Source organism: Sporosalibacterium faouarense, from assembly GCF_016765695.1.
Taxonomy (GTDB): domain Bacteria; phylum Bacillota; class Clostridia; order Tissierellales; family VENL01; genus Sporosalibacterium; species Sporosalibacterium faouarense.
This window is the reverse complement of the sequence record NZ_JAETGO010000084.1, coordinates 38,177-58,528: the sequence shown is the minus strand read 5'-3', so window position 1 is coordinate 58,528 and position 20,352 is coordinate 38,177. Positions and strand designations below refer to the sequence as shown.

At 31.7% G+C, this 20,352-nt stretch carries 25 protein-coding genes; 24 read left to right on the top strand and 1 reads right to left on the bottom strand.

Features of this window, described 5'->3' with window-relative positions; genetic code table 11:
• The first annotated feature begins 17 nt into the window (after nt 1–17).
• The 7 genes from JMO20_RS15865 to JMO20_RS15835 all read left to right on the top strand — a co-directional run bounded on the left by JMO20_RS15865 (nt 18) and on the right by JMO20_RS15835 (nt 5,436).
• Nucleotides 18–2,477 (top strand): heavy metal translocating P-type ATPase, encoded by a 2,460-nt coding sequence (locus JMO20_RS15865; protein WP_202710679.1) that lies wholly within the window; start codon nt 18–20, stop codon nt 2,475–2,477.
• An 11-nt stretch (nt 2,478–2,488) separates the two neighbouring features.
• Nucleotides 2,489–2,926, top strand: a complete 438-nt coding sequence (locus JMO20_RS15860) for a SoxR reducing system RseC family protein (protein WP_202710678.1) — start codon at nt 2,489–2,491, stop codon at nt 2,924–2,926.
• Nucleotides 2,927–2,947: 21 nt separating this feature from the next.
• On the top strand, nt 2,948–3,157 hold the full coding sequence (locus tag JMO20_RS15855; protein ID WP_207753529.1) for a heavy-metal-associated domain-containing protein: 210 nt from the start codon (nt 2,948–2,950) through the stop codon (nt 3,155–3,157).
• A gap of 249 nt (nt 3,158–3,406) precedes the next feature.
• Nucleotides 3,407–3,976, top strand: a complete 570-nt coding sequence (locus tag JMO20_RS15850) for a LemA family protein (RefSeq protein ID WP_202710677.1) — start codon at nt 3,407–3,409, stop codon at nt 3,974–3,976.
• A gap of 20 nt (nt 3,977–3,996) precedes the next feature.
• A complete protein-coding gene (locus JMO20_RS15845) occupies nt 3,997–4,797 on the top strand; it encodes a TPM domain-containing protein (protein ID WP_243414794.1) in 801 nt (266 codons plus the stop codon).
• Nucleotides 4,798–4,955: 158 nt separating this feature from the next.
• A complete protein-coding gene (locus tag JMO20_RS15840) occupies nt 4,956–5,168 on the top strand; it encodes an SHOCT domain-containing protein (protein ID WP_243414791.1) in 213 nt (70 codons plus the stop codon).
• Between the two features lie 16 nt (nt 5,169–5,184).
• On the top strand, nt 5,185–5,436 hold the full coding sequence (locus JMO20_RS15835) for an SHOCT domain-containing protein (protein ID WP_202710675.1): 252 nt from the start codon (nt 5,185–5,187) through the stop codon (nt 5,434–5,436).
• Between the two features lie 94 nt (nt 5,437–5,530).
• On the opposite strand, the gene JMO20_RS15830 is transcribed toward JMO20_RS15835, so the two are convergent.
• Nucleotides 5,531–5,917: a DUF302 domain-containing protein gene (locus tag JMO20_RS15830; RefSeq protein WP_202710674.1), complete on the bottom strand. Its 387-nt coding sequence runs from the start codon at nt 5,915–5,917 to the stop codon at nt 5,531–5,533.
• Between the two features lie 203 nt (nt 5,918–6,120).
• On the opposite strand from JMO20_RS15830, the gene JMO20_RS15825 reads away from it, so the two are divergent.
• The 17 genes from JMO20_RS15825 to minE all read left to right on the top strand — a co-directional run bounded on the left by JMO20_RS15825 (nt 6,121) and on the right by minE (nt 20,345).
• On the top strand, nt 6,121–6,468 hold the full coding sequence (locus tag JMO20_RS15825) for a rhodanese-like domain-containing protein (RefSeq protein WP_202710673.1): 348 nt from the start codon (nt 6,121–6,123) through the stop codon (nt 6,466–6,468).
• A gap of 124 nt (nt 6,469–6,592) precedes the next feature.
• Nucleotides 6,593–7,138, top strand: a complete 546-nt coding sequence (locus tag JMO20_RS15820; RefSeq protein WP_202710672.1) for a hypothetical protein — start codon at nt 6,593–6,595, stop codon at nt 7,136–7,138.
• Between the two features lie 163 nt (nt 7,139–7,301).
• Complete coding sequence (locus JMO20_RS15815) at nt 7,302–8,006, top strand: response regulator transcription factor (protein WP_202710671.1); 705 nt, start codon at nt 7,302–7,304, stop codon at nt 8,004–8,006.
• A complete protein-coding gene (locus JMO20_RS15810; RefSeq protein ID WP_202710670.1) occupies nt 7,996–9,429 on the top strand; it encodes a sensor histidine kinase in 1,434 nt (477 codons plus the stop codon). The genes JMO20_RS15815 and JMO20_RS15810 overlap by 11 nt, the downstream gene beginning before the upstream one ends.
• Nucleotides 9,426–9,773 (top strand): four-helix bundle copper-binding protein, encoded by a 348-nt coding sequence (locus JMO20_RS15805; protein WP_202710669.1) that lies wholly within the window; start codon nt 9,426–9,428, stop codon nt 9,771–9,773. The genes JMO20_RS15810 and JMO20_RS15805 overlap by 4 nt, the downstream gene beginning before the upstream one ends.
• Nucleotides 9,774–10,057: 284 nt before the next feature.
• Nucleotides 10,058–10,450 (top strand): NusG domain II-containing protein, encoded by a 393-nt coding sequence (locus JMO20_RS15800; RefSeq protein WP_243414788.1) that lies wholly within the window; start codon nt 10,058–10,060, stop codon nt 10,448–10,450.
• A gap of 15 nt (nt 10,451–10,465) precedes the next feature.
• Nucleotides 10,466–10,984 carry a Gx transporter family protein gene (locus JMO20_RS15795; protein ID WP_202710668.1) on the top strand — a complete coding sequence of 173 codons (519 nt, stop codon included), beginning with the start codon at nt 10,466–10,468 and terminating at the stop codon, nt 10,982–10,984.
• Nucleotides 10,985–11,005: 21 nt separating this feature from the next.
• Nucleotides 11,006–11,257 (top strand): DUF4321 domain-containing protein, encoded by a 252-nt coding sequence (locus JMO20_RS15790; protein WP_202710667.1) that lies wholly within the window; start codon nt 11,006–11,008, stop codon nt 11,255–11,257.
• Nucleotides 11,258–11,273: 16 nt separating this feature from the next.
• Entirely contained in the window at nt 11,274–11,852 is a 579-nt protein-coding gene (locus JMO20_RS15785) for a Maf family nucleotide pyrophosphatase (RefSeq protein ID WP_202710666.1), read from the top strand.
• A 109-nt stretch (nt 11,853–11,961) separates the two neighbouring features.
• Nucleotides 11,962–12,657: a RadC family protein gene (gene radC / locus JMO20_RS15780; protein ID WP_202710665.1), complete on the top strand. Its 696-nt coding sequence runs from the start codon at nt 11,962–11,964 to the stop codon at nt 12,655–12,657.
• A gap of 57 nt (nt 12,658–12,714) precedes the next feature.
• On the top strand, nt 12,715–13,746 hold the full coding sequence (locus JMO20_RS15775) for a rod shape-determining protein (RefSeq protein WP_202710664.1): 1,032 nt from the start codon (nt 12,715–12,717) through the stop codon (nt 13,744–13,746).
• A gap of 20 nt (nt 13,747–13,766) precedes the next feature.
• On the top strand, nt 13,767–14,612 hold the full coding sequence (gene mreC / locus JMO20_RS15770) for a rod shape-determining protein MreC (protein WP_202710663.1): 846 nt from the start codon (nt 13,767–13,769) through the stop codon (nt 14,610–14,612).
• Nucleotides 14,581–15,123, top strand: coding sequence for a rod shape-determining protein MreD (gene mreD / locus JMO20_RS15765; RefSeq protein WP_279380157.1), 543 nt, complete (start codon nt 14,581–14,583; stop codon nt 15,121–15,123). Before mreC ends, mreD begins: the two co-directional genes overlap by 32 nt.
• 14 nt (nt 15,124–15,137) lie before the next feature.
• The gene (locus JMO20_RS15760) at nt 15,138–18,467 is read left to right on the top strand and encodes a penicillin-binding transpeptidase domain-containing protein (protein WP_202710661.1); all 3,330 of its coding nucleotides are present in this window, start codon (nt 15,138–15,140) and stop codon (nt 18,465–18,467) included.
• Between the two features lie 111 nt (nt 18,468–18,578).
• The gene (minC, locus tag JMO20_RS15755; protein ID WP_202710660.1) at nt 18,579–19,229 is read left to right on the top strand and encodes a septum site-determining protein MinC; all 651 of its coding nucleotides are present in this window, start codon (nt 18,579–18,581) and stop codon (nt 19,227–19,229) included.
• A 20-nt stretch (nt 19,230–19,249) separates the two neighbouring features.
• A complete protein-coding gene (minD, locus tag JMO20_RS15750) occupies nt 19,250–20,044 on the top strand; it encodes a septum site-determining protein MinD (protein ID WP_202710659.1) in 795 nt (264 codons plus the stop codon).
• A 16-nt stretch (nt 20,045–20,060) separates the two neighbouring features.
• A complete protein-coding gene (gene minE, locus JMO20_RS15745; protein WP_202710658.1) occupies nt 20,061–20,345 on the top strand; it encodes a cell division topological specificity factor MinE in 285 nt (94 codons plus the stop codon).
• Nucleotides 20,346–20,352 lie beyond the last annotated feature (7 nt).

Below are 20,352 nucleotides of genomic sequence, written 5' to 3'. Positions count from 1 at the left end.
TGAAGGAGGGAGTTTTAATGAAAAAAGAGATATTAAAAATAAATGGAATGACTTGCGCATCCTGTGCTAATGCAGTGGAGCGGAATGTAAATAAAGTCAATGGTGTAAAGGAAGCTAATGTTAACTTTGCCATTGAAAAACTAAATGTAGTGTTTGATGAAAGTCAAACTAGCTTAGAAGAAATAAAAAATTCAGTAAAAGATGCTGGCTATAGTGCTGAAGAAGAAGCAGAGGGTAGAAAAATTATAATACCTATAGGTGGTATGAGTTGTGCATCTTGTGCAAAAGCAGTCGAAAAAGAAATTAAAAAGCTTGAGGGAGTTACCGAGGTCTCGGTAAATTTTGCGACTGAAAAGGCCAGTGTAAACTATAATCCACAAATAACAAAGATTTCTGATATAAAGACTGCAGTTAAAAATGCTGGATATAAGGTATTAGATATTCAAGCTGATGAAAAGGTAGATTCAGAAAAAGAGCGTAGGGAAAAGGAAATGAAAACATTATGGAAAAAGTTTATAACTTCAGCTGTGTTCTCAATTCCTTTACTATATATTGCAATGGGCCATATGTTAGGATTACCACTACCAGGTTTCATAAATCCAGAAGAATATCCTTTAAATTTTGCTCTCGCACAGTTATTACTTACAGCACCTGTTGTAATTGCAGGGTATAAGTTCTATACAATTGGATTTAAAACACTATTTAAGAGAAGTCCAAATATGGATTCGCTAATTGCAATAGGTACTCTAGCAGCAATTTCCTATGGGATATATGGAACCATTAAAATAGCACAAGGGGATTTAGAATTTGCAAATGACCTTTATTTTGAAACTGCAGGAGTAATCATTACTTTAATCCTGCTAGGTAAATACTTAGAATCAGTTACAAAAGGAAAAACTTCAGAAGCTATTAAAAAACTTATGGGACTACAGCCTAAAACTGCAATAGTTATTAAGGATGGCAAAGAGACTACAATTCCAATAGAGGAAGTTGAAGTTGAAGATGTTATATTAGTTAAGCCAGGTGAAAAAATTCCAGTTGACGGAATGGTTGTAGAAGGTCATACTTCTGTGGATGAGTCAATGTTAACTGGAGAGAGTATTCCTGTTGAAAAAAATGTTGAAGATAAAGTAATAGGTGCTAGTTTAAATAAAAATGGTACAATTAAATTTAAGGCAACAAAAGTAGGTAAAGATACAGCTTTATCTCAAATAATAAAACTAGTTGAAGAAGCCCAAGGTTCAAAGGCACCAATAGCTAAAATGGCCGATGTAATATCAGGATATTTTGTACCTGTAGTTATTGGTATAGCAATACTTGCGGGTCTAGCATGGTTTATATCTGGATCATCAGGAGTATTTGCATTAACAATATTTATTTCAGTTCTAGTTATTGCTTGCCCATGTGCATTAGGTTTAGCAACCCCAACCGCCATAATGGTAGGTACTGGTAAAGGAGCAGATTATGGTGTGCTAATTAAAGGAGGTATTCCTCTTGAAACAGCACATAAAATTCAGACTATTGTATTCGATAAGACAGGAACAATAACTGAAGGCAAACCAAAAGTAACTGATGTAGTAATTTCAAATGAATATAATAAAGATGAAGTTTTAGAAATAGCTGCTTCTGCGGAAAAGGGATCTGAACACCCATTAGGTGAAGCAATAGTTAGAGAAGCAGAAGAAAAAAATCTTGAATTTAAGCAAATAGAAAAATTTGAAGCTATTCCAGGTCATGGTATAGAAGTAACAATTGAAGGAAGAGATATTCTTTTAGGGAACAAAAAATTAATGGATGATAGAAATATTAAATTATCACTACAGGAAGCCTCAGATAGATTGGCAAGTGAAGGAAAGACTCCGATGTTTATTGCTATAAATGGGGTATTGGCAGGAATTATAGCAGTGGCCGATGTAGTGAAAGAAACAAGTGCAAAAGCTATTAAGACACTTCATGAAATGGGAATAGAAGTGGCAATGATAACTGGAGACAATAGAAAGACAGCCGAAGCAATAGCAAAGCAAGTAGGCATAGATATAGTTTTAGCTGAGGTTTTACCAGAGGATAAAGCAAGTGAAGTTAAAAAGTTACAGGATGGAGGTAAAATAGTAGCTATGGTTGGAGATGGTATAAATGATGCTCCTGCTCTTGCACAGGCTGACGTAGGATTAGCTATAGGATCAGGAACAGACGTTGCTATGGAATCAGCAGATATAGTATTAATGAAAAGTGACATCATGGATGTAGTTACTGCAATACAACTAAGTAAAGCAACCATCAGAAACATTAAGCAAAATCTATTTTGGGCATTTGGATACAACACCGCTGGGATTCCGATAGCTGCTGGTTTATTACTATTATTTGGAGGACCAAGGTTAAACCCTATGATAGCAGCTGGTGCTATGTCACTAAGTTCTGTGTCAGTTTTGACTAATGCATTAAGACTAAAAGGATTTAAACCAAGTCATAGAAAATAGAAGGTGATTTTGTGGATAAAATTGGATTTGTTGTTAATACAGATAAAGATAAGGCAAAGGTAATTGTAAGAAGGGTATCAGCTTGTGGAGATAAATGCACAAGTTGTGAAGGATCGTGTAATGTTTCAGGGACAATTGTAAATATAAAAAATAGTGCTAATGCTGAGTCAGGTGATTATGTAGAAATTCAGATGGCAACAAGCTCAGTCTTAAGAACAGCATTTATTGTTTATGTAGTACCTTTAATTCTGATGATTGGAAGTATAACAATTGGATTAAATATTGGAAGTACACTAGGCATTAATAATATTGAGCTTTTAGGAGTGGCATTTGGAGGAGTATCACTATTAATTTCATTCTTTTTACTAAGAGTTATTGATAAATCTATACAAAATAAAAGCAAATCAGGATTTGAGATGGTAAAAATTCTATCAGATCCATTAAGGTAGATATTTGAAGGAGGTGAGATTATGAAGAAAACTTTAATTATTGAAGGTATGTCTTGCGGACATTGCGCAGCTCATACAAAAAAAGCATTAGAGGAAATATGTGGAGTTAAATCAGCGGTTGTTGATGTAGAAACAAAGAAGGCAGAGGTTGAATTAGCCCATGAAGTAGAGGATGCTAAGTTTGAGTCAGCGATAGACGAAATAGGTTATAAGGTTGTTTCAATAAACTAGTTTTTCTGAGGCTTCTGGTTGATAGAAGCCTCTTAAACTATAATTCTTTAAGTATGAAAGATTCTATTTAGTAGGAACTGTATTTTATAAAAGAGTAGTTGGAATAATATATAGGTATATTAAATGAATAATACTTACTAATATTACATTTATGTTATAGTGAGTACATAGGATGCATATTGTATGATATAATCATATAATATCTAGTCATTAAAAAAATAAAATTAAAAAAATGAGGGGGTTCATAAAATGAAAAAGACATTGATAATAGTAGCTGTAGTTATACTTTTAGTAGTTGTATTACCAATAATGATATTTGCAGGAACTTACAACTCTTTAGTTTCATTAGATGAAGAGGTAAACTCAAATTGGGCACAGGTTGAGAATCAATTAAAAAGAAGATCTGATTTGATTCCTAATTTAGTTGAAACTGTAAAAGGTTTTGCTAATCAAGAGCAAGAGGTCTTAACAAAGGTTACTGAAGCAAGAAGTAAGGTTATGGTAGCTAATTCACCACAGGAATTAGCAAATGCAAATGCTAATTTAAGCACTGCACTACAAGGCTTAAATGTTGTAGTAGAAAGATATCCAGAACTAAAGTCTGATAAAAACTTTATTCAGTTACAGGATGAGTTAGCAGGAACTGAAAATAGAATAGCTGTTGCAAGAATGGATTATAATGAGTCAGTTCAAGGGTTAAATAATAAAATTAGAAAATTCCCTACAAACATTATTGCATCTATGTTTAATATTGAAAAAAGAGAATATTTTGAGGTATCTGAAGAGGACCAAGAGAATCCAGAAGTTAAGTTTGATTAGGAGGTGGGGCAGTGAAATTAATGAATTTTAGATTTAAGGCTCCTACTTTTCTAAAATCCATAATATTTATAAGTATAATTCTAGTCTTAGTATTACCATATGGTTTAGTTATAGCTGATGATTTTGATATTCCTAAGCCTAGCATAGAATTCTATGTTTATGATGGTGCTAATATCCTCGATTCAACAACTGAAGATTATATTGTTTCCGTCAATGAGTCCCTTTATGAGAAGACAGAAGCTCAAATTGTTGTGGCAACTGTGAATTCATTGGATGGTAGAAGTGTAGATGAATATGCAGTCACAATGTTTAGAGAATGGGGAATTGGCGGAAGTGAGAAAAACAATGGATTATTAATACTGATAGCTCCTAATGAACAGAGACTAAGAGTTGAAGTAGGATATGGACTAGAAGGAGCTATTCCCGATGGTAAAGTAGGTAGAATAAGTGATCAATACTTAGTACCTGCTTTTCAAGAAGGAGATTATGATACAGGAGTTTATAATGCATTTAATGAATTTATTGGAGAAATAGAAGATGAATACAATGTCAATATAGATAATAAAAGTAGCAATCTTAATGATGACCACTCAACGTCAGACGGCTCTAATGAAGAAGAAGGCCCATTAAATGCTTTCTTTAAGATTATTATTGGGATTGTAGTTGTAATACTTATTATTCTTGATATGATATTTTTCCGTGGATTCTTCACCTTTACAATTCTAAGAATGATTTCTAGAGGAGGAAGAGGTGGAGGAAATGATGGTAACTCTGGCGGCGGAGGCTCTTCTGGCGGCGGAGGAGCTTCAAGAGGATGGTAAACTCCTAGACTACTAGGCTTCGATTATAATAAGTTAGTACGATTTAATATATTCAGTTATGAAATCATAGAGAACTACACCTATACTTTTTATAGCTTCATAATTTCTTCATAAAGTTTTTGTATACTTTAATTAGGATAAAAAAAGGAGGTATTTATATGATGGGATTTGGAATGATGGGCGGAGGATTTATTAGCCTACTGATTATAGGATTAATAATCTATTTATTTGTTAGAGATAGCAATATCAATACAAGAGATAGATACCATCATAGAAGCAATAATGCCCTTGATATTCTTAAGGAAAGATATGCAAAGGGAGAAATAAGTGAAGAAGAGTATGAGAGAAAGAAAAACATACTTAGAGATTAACGGGGAGGTATAGGATATGGGTTGTGGATTTATGTCTTCATACTTTGGATATAATAATCCAAATGCTTGGTGGTGGATGCTAGGAATAGGTTTAGTTAAAGTACTAGTATTTGTAGGTATAATTATATTAGTTTACAAATTAGTCAAAAAAACAAAATCCTCAAACATCACATCAAATAATGCAGCTTCAATTGTAAGAGAAAGATTTGCATTAGGAGAAATAAACGAAGAAGAATATAGAGCAAGAATGAAGCTTCTTAAAAAATAAATATATATAATAATAAGGCACTCATCATATATTTTACAGATGGGTGCCTTTTAGGTAAGAAAATTTCTTATTTAGTTTTTAAGATATAAATTTATCAGATAGCATCATTTATTGCTGATTTAAGCTCTTCTTCTACTTCCTTAGCCACACTAGTCAATTGTTTTTCTTCAAACATACCAATCAATTGGGTAGGCTTAGGCATACCAATAAAGACTTTATCCTCTTTCTCAAAAACAACAAGCTTACATGGAAGAAAGAATCCAATCTCTATGTTTTGTTCAAGGACTTCCTTAGCCTTAGAAGGATTACAAACTTCAAAAATCATGAAGTTGCTAGCAAACTCTAATCCCTTTTCATTAAATTTATCTTTAAAATTCAACTCCCACAATACACCAAAGTTATAATTAGATAGATTTTCTTTTAAACTGGAAACTGCTTCGTTAAAAGACTTTGAAGTAGATACTTTGTAATTAATGTCCATATTTATTCCTCCCTATTTACTTATAATATTTTTAAGCGTCTATTAATAAAAATCATTGTTAAAGTTATTATAAGCATTTTTATTGTAATTATTTTAAAATATACCCTACTAGGGTATGAATTAATCATAAAACTAAATTTTTCATCTTTATATTTTCTTCAATTTTATTGGGTATAATTTAATTATAGGAGGGTGTATATATTATGATATTTAGACGAAAAAAATTAGGATCTAACTTTAGATATGAAACTATAGACAGCAGAGGACTTCAAAAAAGAAAAAAGGAAAGTGACATTAGTATTATTGATATTAGAGAGACTGATGAATATGTAAATGGTCACATACCAGGTGCTATTTCACATCCCCTAAGTAATTTAAAAAATTCAATTGAGGAGCTGGATAAGAAAGAAGAGTACTATTTAGTATGTAGAACTGGAAGACGAGTACAAATGTCAACTAAAATATTTGCTGAAAGTGGATTTGAACACATTATTAAAGTTATACCGGGTATGAGTGAATGGCATGGTGACATTGAGAGTGGAAATTCATAGATTAGTGAAAAAAATAATGATAGATATCTTTTTATCTTCATATTTTCTTCAAACTTCTATACTATAATTTAATTAAGAGATAAGATTACTTATTAATTGAAAACAATAGAGGGAGGCAAAAATTATGAAATTTAAAACTATAACAATGGTAAGTATTGCAATCATTTCATTAGTGTCAATTGGTGGAGTTGTACTTGCAAGTGAATTGGATAATGAGACCAGGATAATTGAAAAAGACACAAAAAACAATATTCAAATAGAAAAAGAAACAAATCAGTCAGGGAATAAAGAGTTAAGTAATACAAACTTCAATATCAATAGTTCTAACAATCCATCAAAAGATGTTTTTCAAGATATGGTCAAAATAATGAGAGATAATGGTTTTAATGATATGGCAAGAAACATGCAAACAGGAAACTATGAAGCTATGGATGAAATAATGAATGATCTAAGTGAAGAAGACTATCAAGAAATGATTAGAATAATGAGAGAAAATGGATATGATAGCATGGCACAAATGATGGAATCAATTGGTAGAGAGGAAATGATTGAGATGCATAATTCAATGGGAGGGGCAGCAGGATGTCATTCAGATAGCGACTATGAAGATAGAAATGGAAATAGATATGGACATGGTAATGGAATGATGGGCAACTTTTGGGGTAACTAGAAGTTAAGTGAGTAGATAAAATAAGCTATGGATTAAATCCATAGCTTATTAAGTTTTTTTCGAAAAATTGTTATTACCAATAAAAAATGAGTATAATGTGAATGAAGACATTATAAAAACAGTCTATTATAATAGGATAAGGTTAATTAATTGAGGTGATAATATGAGTTTAGAAGAACGAAGTATTCTAATTGTAGATGATGAGGAAGAAATAGTAAATGTACTTGAAGCATATTTGCAAAAGGATGAATATAAGGTATTTAAAGCCTTTAATGGAAAAAAAGCTCTTAAAATTTTTGATGAAGAAGATATAGATTTAATCGTACTAGATTTGATGCTTCCAGATTTGTCTGGTGAAGCTGTATGTAAGAAGGTTAGATTGAAATCACAAGTTCCAATATTGATGTTAACAGCTAAGGTAGAAGAAGATGATAGAATAACTGGTTTAGACATTGGAGCCGATGATTATATTACAAAACCATTTAGTCCAAGAGAGTTAATGGCAAGGATTAGAGCAATATTTAGAAGGATATCAGATGATAGAATAAAAGCTAATATATTAGAGTTTAATAAGGGCAAGTTAGTAATTGACAAAGTTAAAAAAGAAGTTATGAAAAATGGTGAAACTGTGGAGGTAACTCCAACAGAATTAAAAATATTATTGTTACTAGGTTCTAATGTAGGTAGAACATTTAGTCGCGAAGATTTAGTTCAGAAAATTTTAGGGTATGACTATGAGGGGTTTGATAGAACCATAGATACACATATTAAGAATCTAAGGAATAAAATTGAAGATAATAATTCTAAATATATAAAGACAGTTTATGGATTAGGTTATAAGTTTATTGGAGGTCAAAATGATAAATAAACTTAGGTCTAGAGTAATTATACTAATGTTAGTAGCGATAGTAGCTTCTATAATATTAGTTAGTGTAATTATGAATGTAACTTTGTTTAATAAGTTCGATGAATATATGGAGAGTGAGCAACAAGATAAAATAAATGAAATAATAGCTCTTATCAAGAAATCATATGATGAAGAAAATGGATGGACTGAAGAAGGATTGCAATATATTGCAAATTCATCTCTTGCAAGGGACTTTGATATTACAATTAGGGATAGTGATGGTAATATTGTATATCAGTCACAAATGACAAACTCTATGATGGAAAATCATATGGACATGATGAATAGAATGGGTCATAATATGATGGGGATGTCTACGGGAGACTATACAGGTAGTAAAGATTATAAGACTGAGAAGTATAATATATCTGCATTGAATAAAAAGGTGGGGACTCTGGAACTAGGATATATGGGACCTTTTACAATCACTGAAAGTGAAATAGAGTTTACTAAAAGCATAAATAATTCAATCATATATTCATCTGTTTTTTCAATAATTATTGCAGTTTTGTTAGGTATTTATTTCTCGAAGATTATATCTAAGCCTGTTTTAAAGATTAATAGGGCTTCAAATGATATACGTAAAGGTAAGCTAAATATAAGAATAAATGAGGACAGTAAAATAATTGAGTTTAAAGAGTTATCCAATTCTATAAATCATTTAGCCTTATCATTACAGGAACAACAAAAATTAAGGAAAAGATTAACAACAGATATATCCCATGAGCTAAGGACTCCGTTGACAGTTCTAAATAGTCATATAGAAGCAATGCTAGATGGTATTTGGGAGCCTTCTAAAGAAAGACTAAGTATTTTTAAGGGAGAGGTCGATAGATTAATTAATTTAGTTGAAGAACTCAAATACTTAGTTGATATTGAAAATCATAAAATAGAGTTACAAAAAAGAGAAGTTGATATTTCGTATATAATAAAAGAAGTTTTAGATAGGTTTAGACTAGAATTTAATAAAAAAGAAATTAATCTGGAGAGTGATTTAGAGACTAATATAACAATCTCAGCTGATCCAGATAAAATCAATCAGATATTAATAAATCTAATATCTAATGCTATTAAATTCACAAGAAAAGGAGATACAATAAGAGTTAAAGCCAATTCAACAAATAGTAATATAATACTAGAGGTCGAAGATACTGGCATTGGAATTAATAAAGAGGACTTACCATATATATTCAAGAGATTGTATAGAGGTGATATGTCAAGAAATAGGGATACTGGTGGCTCAGGAATTGGTCTGACAATTACTGAAAAACTAGTACAAGCGCATAATGGAATAATAGAAGTAATTAGTGAAAAAAATAAAGGAACTAAGTTCATAATTACTCTTCCAAAAGGTAATAATAACCTCGGAGGTGATAATAAATGAGTTTAGTTGGCAACCTAGGTAATGAAAATATGCAAACTTGTTTAGATGAATGCAAGAAATGCTTACAAGCTTGTGAAGAATGTAGAACATTGTGCCTTAGAGAAGAAGATGTAAAAAGTATGGTGAAGTGTATTGAATTACTTAATGACTGTATAGACGTATGTGATATCGCTATGAAGTTTATGTCTAGAGGTAGCGTTCATGCTAAACATGTTTGCAAAGAATGCGCTGAAATCTGTGATTTATGTGCACAAGAGTGTGGAAAAATGCAAACTAATCATTGTAAAAAGTGTGCTGAAATATGTCGTCAATGTGCAGAAGAGTGTAGAAAGATGGCTATGTAATATTGTGGAAATGGAATGTCTTATTAAAAGAAGCATTCCATTTTTTGTTGCTTCATATAATCAATTTTATGATTAAACATTATCATTTAAAATGATATTTTATTGTATATAATAAATTGAAAAAACAAGTGAAAAAAATTCAATGATATTAATAGCTAAAGATAAGATATAATGTAAAAATTGTAACTTGTAAATGGACTGTGGAAATGGTAAACTATGATTGTGGAATTGTATACTTTTAACATATTTAGAGACTATTAAAATACATTAAAAGGATGTTTTATATGACGAAAATGACCAAATGGGACAAGCTACTAATTGTATTTATTATCATCATAAGTATTTCTGGCTTATATATAGTTAAAAGTGGAGCATTCAATAACGGTACAAAGTATGTTATTATTGAGATTGATGGAGAGGAATATAAGAAGGTCTCCCTTGGTCCCAATATGGCTGGAGAGACGTTAGAAATAAACTCTAAGTTCGGTCATAATACTATTGAGTTTGATAAAGATAGAGTTAGAGTTATTGATGCAGATTGTCCCGACAAGCTGGATGTTAAGCAAGGCTGGATATCCAATGCAGGAGAAGTAATAGTATGTTTACCAAATCATTTAGTAATAGAAATTGTTACTGAAGGAAATAACAATACTGACTTTGATTATATAAGTCATTAAAGAAAGTGTGAAATTATGAGTCGAATCAAAAAACTTGTTTTTTTATCGTTATTAGTATCTGTAGGCTTAGCTCTTAGTATAATAGAATCTACAATGCCAGTGCCTTTTCTAGCGCCGGGAGCTAAGTTAGGATTGTCTAATATGGTAGTACTAACTACACTGGTGATTTTTGGATTTAAAGAGGCTTTTGCAGTGGCAGTTATAAGAAGTTTAACCTTTGCTTTGGCAACAGGGGGTTTTTCAGGACTATTTTATAGCCTTGCTGGAGCCATATTAAGTGTAATAGTTATGGGAATAGTGTTTAAATTTTTCAAAAACTTTTTTAGCTTAATTGGAGTAAGTATCTTTGGAGCCATGGCCCATAATATAGCTCAAATAGGTGTAGCTAGTATAATTATGGAGAATATAAAGATATTTTCTTATCTCCCTATAATGTCACTAGTTAGTCTATTCACAGGTTATTTTGTGGGGTTAAGCTCTATAATGATAACTAGAACCTTTGAGAAAAACTTTTCAAAAATCATAAACTATTAGAGCAAGATAAGGAGGAAGAGAATGAGGTCAAGCGGAAGAAATCCATTAGTATTATTGATAGTGTTAGCAGTAGGTTTAGTAATTGGAGGAGTAATAGGAGATATTTTAGGTGATTCTGTAGCATTTTTAGGATATAGCTATCCTATAGGTCTATCAACGCCATTACATCTAGATTTAAATGTATTAGATTTAACATTTGGGTTAATGATAGATGTAAACGTTGCAAGTGCAATAGGATTAGTTTTGGCCTTTTTATTGTATAAAAAACTATAAATTTGTAGGTGGTTTTGTGAAAAAATTAATATTAGCATCTTCATCTCCTAGACGTAAAGATTTAATGTCTAGATTTAACATAGATATTGAGGTGTCTTCAAGTAATATTGAAGAGAAGATAAGAGAAAATGAAATACCAGAACAGATTGTAATGTCATTGGCATTTCAAAAAGCTCAAGATGTAGCAGACAGATATAATAACAATGAAATAATTCTTGCAGCTGATACTATTGTTTATAAAGATAAAGTCTTAGGTAAGCCTGATAATGAAGAAGAAGCAATGGATATGTTAATGTCCTTGAATGGAAAAGAGCATTTAGTATTAACAGGAATATGTTTAATTCAAGTTGGGACGTTAAAAAAAGTAGTTAGCTATAGTAAGACTAGAGTAAAATTTAGAAATCTATCACAGGAAAAACTTAAGAGGTACTTATCAACTGGTGAGTACAAAGACAAGGCAGGAAGTTATGGTATTCAAGGGTATGGATCTATATTAGTGGATTGGATAGAAGGTTCATATTCAAATATAGTAGGACTTCCCATATCAAAGGTAGATTATTTATTAGAAAAGTATTTTGACTTTCCTCTTCTTTGAAAATTATAATATTAGTGAAATAATTCCATATTTTTAATAGGATATAAATTTTAAAGTACAATGGTATTTTAAAAAGGAATATTTCAAAAAATATTATAGTGGAGGAGTTATGATTAAAAATACTGGTTACACAATTAAAGACCTACCAGAGGATGAAAGACCGAGAGAAAAACTTTATAAATATGGTGTTAAAGCATTATCTAATTCTGAACTTTTGGCAATAATTATAAGGACAGGAAATAGAGAAAAAACAGCAATAGAAATATCGCAGGAATTATTGGCTTTAGACAAAAGAGGAATCGCTTATCTGACAGAATTGTCTTTTGAAGAGCTTACCTCAATAAATGGAATAGGAAAGTGTAAGGCATCACAGATTATATCTACATTGGAACTTGTCAAAAGAATATCTGCAGCTACAGGAGAAAGCAAAATTAAAATTACTTCACCTAAGGATGTTATAAATATTCTTATGGAAGAAATGAGATACTTAAAAAAGGAATTTTTCAAGATAATACTACTAGACACTAAAAATCAAATTATTGTTATTAAGGATATTTCAATAGGTAGTCTTAGCTCTTCAATAGTACATCCAAGAGAAGTGTTTAATGTTGCTATCAAAAGAAGTGCAGCATCGATCATCTTAGTTCACAATCATCCAAGTGGAGATCCTTATCCCAGTAAAGAGGATATAAATGTGACAAATAGACTGATTGAATGTGGAGATATTATTGGAATAAAGATCCTTGACCATATTATTATTGGAGATGGTAAATATAGTAGTTTGAAGGAAAAGAATATCATTTAGTGTTCACTGAAATAAATATAATAATCGAAAGATAAGGATAGGAAGGAGTAGAAGGCAATGGGAATATTCGGGTTGTTTTCTAAAGACATGGGAATTGACTTAGGAACAGCAAATACACTTGTTTTTATAAAGGGAAAGGGAATAATTATAAGAGAACCTTCTGTAGTAGCAATACAGACGAATACAAAAGAAGTATTAGCAGTGGGAGAAGAAGCTAAAAGAATGATTGGTAGAACTCCTGGAAATATAGTTGCAATTAGACCACTTAAAGATGGTGTTATTGCAGATTTTGATGTAACGCAGAGTATGTTAAAATATTTTATTAAGAAGGTATATCCAAGAAGGACTTTTGTACAACCTAGAGTTGTAGTCTGTGTTCCATCTGGTGTAACTGAAGTTGAAAAAAGAGCAGTAGAAGAAGCATCTGTTCAAGCTGGAGCTAGAGATAGACATGCGTACCTTATCGAAGAGCCGATGGCTGCTGCTATTGGTGCTGGACTACCCGTAGAAGAACCGACAGGGAGCATGGTTGTAGATATTGGTGGAGGAACAACTGAGGTTGCTATCATATCCTTAGGCGGAATTGTAACTAGCAAATCTATTAGAATAGCAGGGGATGAACTTGACGAATCAATAGTTCAATATATTAAGAAAGCATATAGTTTGATGATAGGGGAAAGAACAGCTGAAGAAGTTAAAATTACAATAGGATCAGCTGATACAAATGGCAAAGAAGAGAGTATGCAGATTAGAGGTAGAGATTTAATATCTGGATTGCCAAAAAATATTACAATTACATCTACAGAAATACACGATGCTATGAAAGAACCAATAATGAATATAATTGATGCCATTAAGTATACCCTTGAAAAGACACCACCAGAGTTGGCTTCTGATATAATGGAGCTAGGAATTATGTTAACAGGTGGAGGAGCTCTATTGAATGGGCTAGACAGATTAATCAAGAAGGAAACAGGAATGCCAGTTAATATAGCTGAAAATCCTTTAGACTGTGTAGCTTTGGGAACTGGTAAAGCTTTAGATAATATTGATACATTAAGAAAGGTTTCACATAATCAAAGAAAGTAAAATTAAGTTGGTGATATTGAATGTCCAAGTTAAAAAAATATGCAAGCAGGATGATAGTAACAAGTGTTACTATCATTCTTATTATCATTATTGGAATTACAGCAAATGGAAGGACTAAAATAACGTTTATTGAGAATACAGTGGGAAAAATAATTACTCCTGTCCAAAAATTTTTTAATAATATAGGAGAAGGGGTTTCAGGTACTATTGAATCTATTGGTAATTTAGGTAATCTTAAAGAAGAAAATGAACTCCTTTCTAAAGAAAACTCACAATTAAAGGAACTGAATAGAAAATATGAAGATATAATTATGAGAACAGATTTCTTAAGAGATGAAGCTGAACTTAAAAAACAAACAGATTTTGTTTTCGTTTCTGCTAAGGTATCTGGAAAAGACCCTGGTAATTGGTTTGACAGATTTATGATTGATAAAGGTACAAATGATGGAATTAAAAAAGGTGATCCAGTTATCCAAGCAGTAAGAATAGAAGAGAATGTTGTTGAAGAAGGTCTGATTGGTAGAATATCAGAGGTTGGAGATAATTGGGCTAAGGTAATGTCAATAATAGATGAGGGTAGTAGCGTAAGTTATAAGATAATTAGAACTCAAGATGGAGGAATGCTTTCAGGTAGCTTAGATGGAGAGATGAAGGGATATCTTTTTGATAGTGAAGCTAATGTAATTGATGGAGACAAGCTATTAACTTCTGGTCTTGGAGGAATTTTTGTAGAAGGATTATATATAGGTAAGATTGTTAAGTTTGAAAAGAAGCAAGAGGACTTGATTGAAAGTATATATGTTGAGCCAGTTATAGATTTCAAAAATATTCATAATGTTTACGTGGTTACTGGAACTAAAAAATAAAGGGGTTAGGCAATTGAGTTTTTTCTATTATTTTGTATTGATTATTTCAAATTTTTTATTGCAGACGACTATACTTCAACATTTCAGGATTGCAGGTGTAGTTCCAAATACCACCCTAATAATTATAGTTATTATTGCCTTACTAAAAGGTAAAAAAGTAGGGGGTATTATGGGTATATCTATGGGACTTTTACAAGATTTAATGTTTAATGAAGTAATAGGAATATATGCACTTATTTACTTTATTATCGGATATACCATTGGTCTAATTGATAATAAAGTATATAAGGAAAACTCCTTAATAGCCTTAATTTTCACATTTGGAGCTACAATATGCTTTTATATTCTATTTTACTTCTTAATGTTCTTTCTATCGGTAGATATAAGCTTCAATAAGGTCTTTAAAGAGATAGTTTTCTTGGAAATGATATATAATCTCATTTTAGCATTTCCAATCTATAAACTTATAACTCATATATTTAGGAAACCAGAATTTAGCTTTAGAAAGTAGAGAGGGTGTTAAGTTTGAAGCTATTAAAACAATTAAAAAATAGATATAATATTTTATCTATTATTTTAGTATCTATGCTCCTAGTTCTCTTTTTCAAACTTGCAACCCTTACCGTTGTTCGAGGGGACGAGCTAAGGGAAAAATCAGATGATAAAAGATTGAGGGAGCTTTCTATAACTGCACCAAGAGGAGAGATTAGGGATAGATATGGAAGACTTCTAGCTGGCAATAAGCCAAGCTTTACAGTTCAGATATTAAAGGATGAGCTAAACAGTAAAAGTGTTAATAGAAACGATATTATTCTTAATTTAGTGAGAATACTTGAAAAAGAGGGAGAAAGTTATATAGATGAATTCCCTATCAAATTCAATGAATTTCAGTTTAACGAAGATTATGAAGATTCATATAATGTAGATAGTGCCGAGGAATTAATTATAGATACGATTGTTAATCAAGGGTTTATAGGTGAATTTCTAGAAATCCACTATGAAGAGTTAAGTAAAGATAAGATTTTTTCTTTTATAATTGGTGAGAAAGCAAGACTGGTATTAAGAAAAGAAGGTATAGACGCTCCTATATTAGTTAGTTTGGATAAAGAAGGAGAGGTTGAGTTTCAATTTGATACTAAGAAAGATATTGAAAAGTGGAAAAGGGAAAATAATATTGAACAACATTTAACAGCAAAAAACACTCTAATAAGTCTTATTAACGATAATGAGAATATACTAAGAAAGATATTAAGCAATTCAGTGGCTAGGAAGTTATCCTATGAATTGTTAGAAAGCAAGGGCATGACCTTTGGGATTGATTTAATTCCTTATTCTTTAAATTATGATAGAGATTATAACACAATAAAAAGAAGTCTAGCATCAGAATTTAGCAATATAACTATGGACTCTGACGCTAAAGAGGATTTTATTAGTATTGCAAAAGAAACACTGGGTGTAGAGCTATTAAATCAAATATTTGAAAAAGACGAAAACAAAATAATTGTAGCCGATATGTTAAGATCTAAACTGGAAGAAGATGGGGTTAATGCTCCGGTAAAGATAACAGCAAATGAAGAGTCAGGCGAAGTTATTATTGAATATATTAGTGATGAAGCAAAGGATGAGTTTAACTCCTTAGGGGATGAAGAACTTCCAGATGAGTTGAGTGCTAAAGAAGCATTATTCCATTTAAGTGATAAATATGGTGTTTTGGATGAGGTAATAACCAATGATGATATTAAATATCAAGTTCAAAAACTAATTTTAGAAAAAGGTGTAAATCCGCAAATAACTGTATCTAATTGGGAGTATGTACCCTATAAGAATAAGGTGGATTGGCTTAAAAAATATAATGTTTCTGTAGATAGCAGTATAGAAGAAGTATTCCAAAAATTAAGAGATGATTATGATATAAACGAAGAATTAACTAAATATGAGGCTAGATATATATTAGTTATTATTGAACAGCTAAATAAACAAGGATATAAGGCATATGAACCAATAAATATTGCATATGGTATTGAGAATAAAACTATTGCTGAAATTGAAGAAAACAATGTAGAAATGAAGGGCGTAGAGATATCTGTTGAGCCAGTTAGATATTATCCAAATGGACAATTGGCAGCCCATACATTAGGATATATGGGGAAAATATCTCAGTCTTATGAAATACAAGAGTTTTTAGTGGATCGTGATGATTATTCCCCCAACGACATTATAGGTAAAATAGGTATTGAAAAAAAATACGAAAAATTACTCAATGGAGTCGATGGTGCAAAAAGAGTTGAAGTTGATGCCTTTGGTAATACAATAAAAGTAATTGAAGAAACAAAAGCTATTCCAGGAGACAATATTTATTTAACTATGGACTCAAAGCTACAGAAAGTAGCAGAGGATTCATTGAAGCAAGCATTAGAGCAGATACGAATAGGTGGAGAATTTGAGAGTGAATGGGGAAACTATAATTATAGCAGGGCCTATAAATTTGCAAATCAAGGAGCAGTAGTAGCAATAGATGTAAAAACAGGAGAGGTTTTAGCAATGGCTAACTATCCATCCTACGACCCTAATTTATTTGCTACTGGGATATCTAATGCTGACTGGGAAAGTTTAAAGCCTGAATATGAAGAAGATGGACTGCCATTGTTTAATGTAGCTATAAAAACAGCCGTACAGCCAGGTTCTACATTTAAAATGCTTACTGCATTAGCAGGATTAGAGTTAGGACTTGATCCTGAATATGAGATTAATGATAGAGGTTATGTAGAAATTGGTAACACTAGATTTGGATGCTGGTATTGGAATGATTATGGTGGAACTCACGGATACGAGAATTTATATGATGCAATAAAGGATTCATGTAACTATTATTTCTTCAGTCTTGCTTTAGGTGAAAACCAAAGAACTGGGAAAAAATTAAATGTCAAGGTAGAAATTGATGATATTATTCGACTTGGCAAGGAGTTCGGCTTAAATGATAAGACAGGTATAGAAATAGATGGTGAAGCTTCTGGTAGAGTTCCAAATCCAATAGATAAGGTCGAGCAAAGTAAAAGAAGTTTAAAGTCATATTTAAAGAATAATCTTCACTTTTATATAAAAGATGATTTAACATTTACAAAGCAGGAATTAGATGAGAAAATAGACCAAATATCAAATTGGGTTGAACTTGAGGAAATATTGACTAGAGGTCAGGTAGTAAGCAGATTAGATGAACTAGGATTTGATGGATTGAGAAGGATAGATGGCATAGGAGTAAATCTTGTAGATATGATAAAATACACTTATTTAAATTATGCAGGATGGAAAATTGGTGATACTCTAAATGTTACTATTGGACAAGGGGATAATAAGTATACACCTATTCAAATGGCTAACTATATAGCGACTATAGCTAATGGTGGATATAGACATAACGTTAGTATAATAGATAAGGTTCTTGGTTATGACAATGATGAGGTTAAAGAATTAGGTAAGAGGGAGACTACGAGGGTTAATCTCAATGATTATAATAATCTAACTCATGTACAAAAAGGTATGGCTGAGGTTACTAAATCTTCAAGTGCTGGTTTCGTAGGGTTTCCTGTTAAAGTAGCGGCGAAGACAGGAACTGCTGAAAGGGATGGGAATAATCCTGATGGTGGTAACTATAATGGAGAAGAATATGATAATTATGCTTGGTATGTGGCTTATGCACCTTATGATGACCCTCAAATTGCGGTGGCAACTGTTATATTCCAAGGTGGTTCAGGAGGATATGCATCCCCTGTGGCCAAGGAAATAATTGCCCAATATTTAGGGTTAAACAATAAAAATGAGGAAAAACCTAGCTTTGAAAATAAATTGGTGAGGTAATTAAAACCTTACCAATTTATTTTTTATGGAAAATAGGAAGGAATTAAATAAAGAATGAAGAATTAATAATTAGACAGCAATATTAGTACCAGTATCATTGGAGGTAGTCAGATGAATGAAAATCTAGTGGCTTTTAAAGGTAATAAAGAGGGAATTTATATACATATAAAAGATGGAAACTTCAAAGCAATAAAAGAGCAACTTGAATTAAAGCTTAAAGAAACCAAAGATTTTTTTGCTGGTTCAGATCGTATTAATTTTGTCGGCAAAAATCTAACTATAAACGAAAAAGAAGAATTGAAAATAATAATTGAGCAAAAATATGGTATTGCTGTTAACGATAAGAAATCATTAGAAATTAAAGGACGGATAGATCCAAAATCATCTATACAAGATGGTTTCTTTTCAGGGATCGAAGAAGGCGAGACTAGGTTTATTAGGTCTACAGTTAGGTCAGGACAATATATTGAATATGAAGGTAACCTTATAGTAATTGGTGATATTAACCCTGGAGGACAAGTTGTTGCTAAAGGCAATATCGTAGTAATGGGATCACTAAGAGGAATTGCCCATGCAGGTAGTGATGGAAACCGTAAGGCCATTGTAGCGGCTTTTAATCTTCAACCAACTCAGTTGAGAATAGCTGAGATTATTGCAAGAAGACCTGATTCAGAGAATTATGTTAATGCTTCAAAGTGGCCTGAAGTCGCAAGAATAGAAGGAAATGCCGTATTGATTGAACCCTATTCAACTAAAAAATAAGAGTATAGGAGGTAGTATATATGGGTGAGGTAATAGTTATTACTTCAGGTAAAGGTGGTGTAGGTAAAACTACTACTACAGCAAATATAGGTGCAGGTTTGGCTAGTTTAGGTAAAAAAGTTGTTGTTGTGGATGCTGATATAGGATTAAGAAATTTAGATGTTGTTTTAGGACTAGAAAATAGAATAGTTTATGATATTGTAGATGTTGTTGATAAAGTTTGTAGACTGAAACAAGGTCTTATAAGGGATAAGAGATACGAAGGATTATATTTATTACCAGCTGCTCAGACGAAAGACAAAACAGCAGTATCCCCTAGGCAAATGCAAGAACTATGTGAAGAATTAAAAGAGCATTTTGACTTTATTATTATTGATTGCCCTGCTGGTATAGAACAAGGTTTTCAAAATGCAATAGCAGGAGCACAGAAGGCAATTGTCGTTACCACCCCAGAAATTTCAGCAGTTAGAGATGCTGATAGAATTATTGGACTTTTAGAATCTAAAGGATTACACAATCCTTTACTTATAATAAATAGAATTAAACAGGAAATGGTTGCAAGAGGAGATATGATGAATATAGATGATATGATTGACATATTGGCAATCGATTTATTAGGTGTGGTGCCAGATGACGAAGCAATCGTTATATCTACAAATAAAGGAGAGCCAGTAGTTTCTGATGATAAAGCCTTCGCAGGACAAGCTTACAGAAATATTGCTAATAGGATTCTAGGTGAAGAAGTACCACTAATGGACTTAGAAGTTGATGAAGGTTTAGTAGGTAAGCTTAGGAAATTGATTTTTGGGAAATAATAAAGGAGGAATAAAGTTGGATTTTTTTAAGAAACTTAGTAAAAATGACAGCAATAGTAAAAGTGTAGCAAAGGAAAGATTAAAACTTGTACTTATCCACGACAGAGCTAATGTTTCTCCTCGCTTTCTAGATATGGTAAAAGGTGATATAATAAGGGTAATATCAGATTATATGGAAATTGATGAAGAAGGACTTGATGTTAAATTTACAAAGACCCGGAGAGAGTCTGATAATGCACCAATTCCTGCACTAATTGCAAATATACCTATTTTGAAAATGAAGGATAAAATGAAAGATTAGAAAAAAG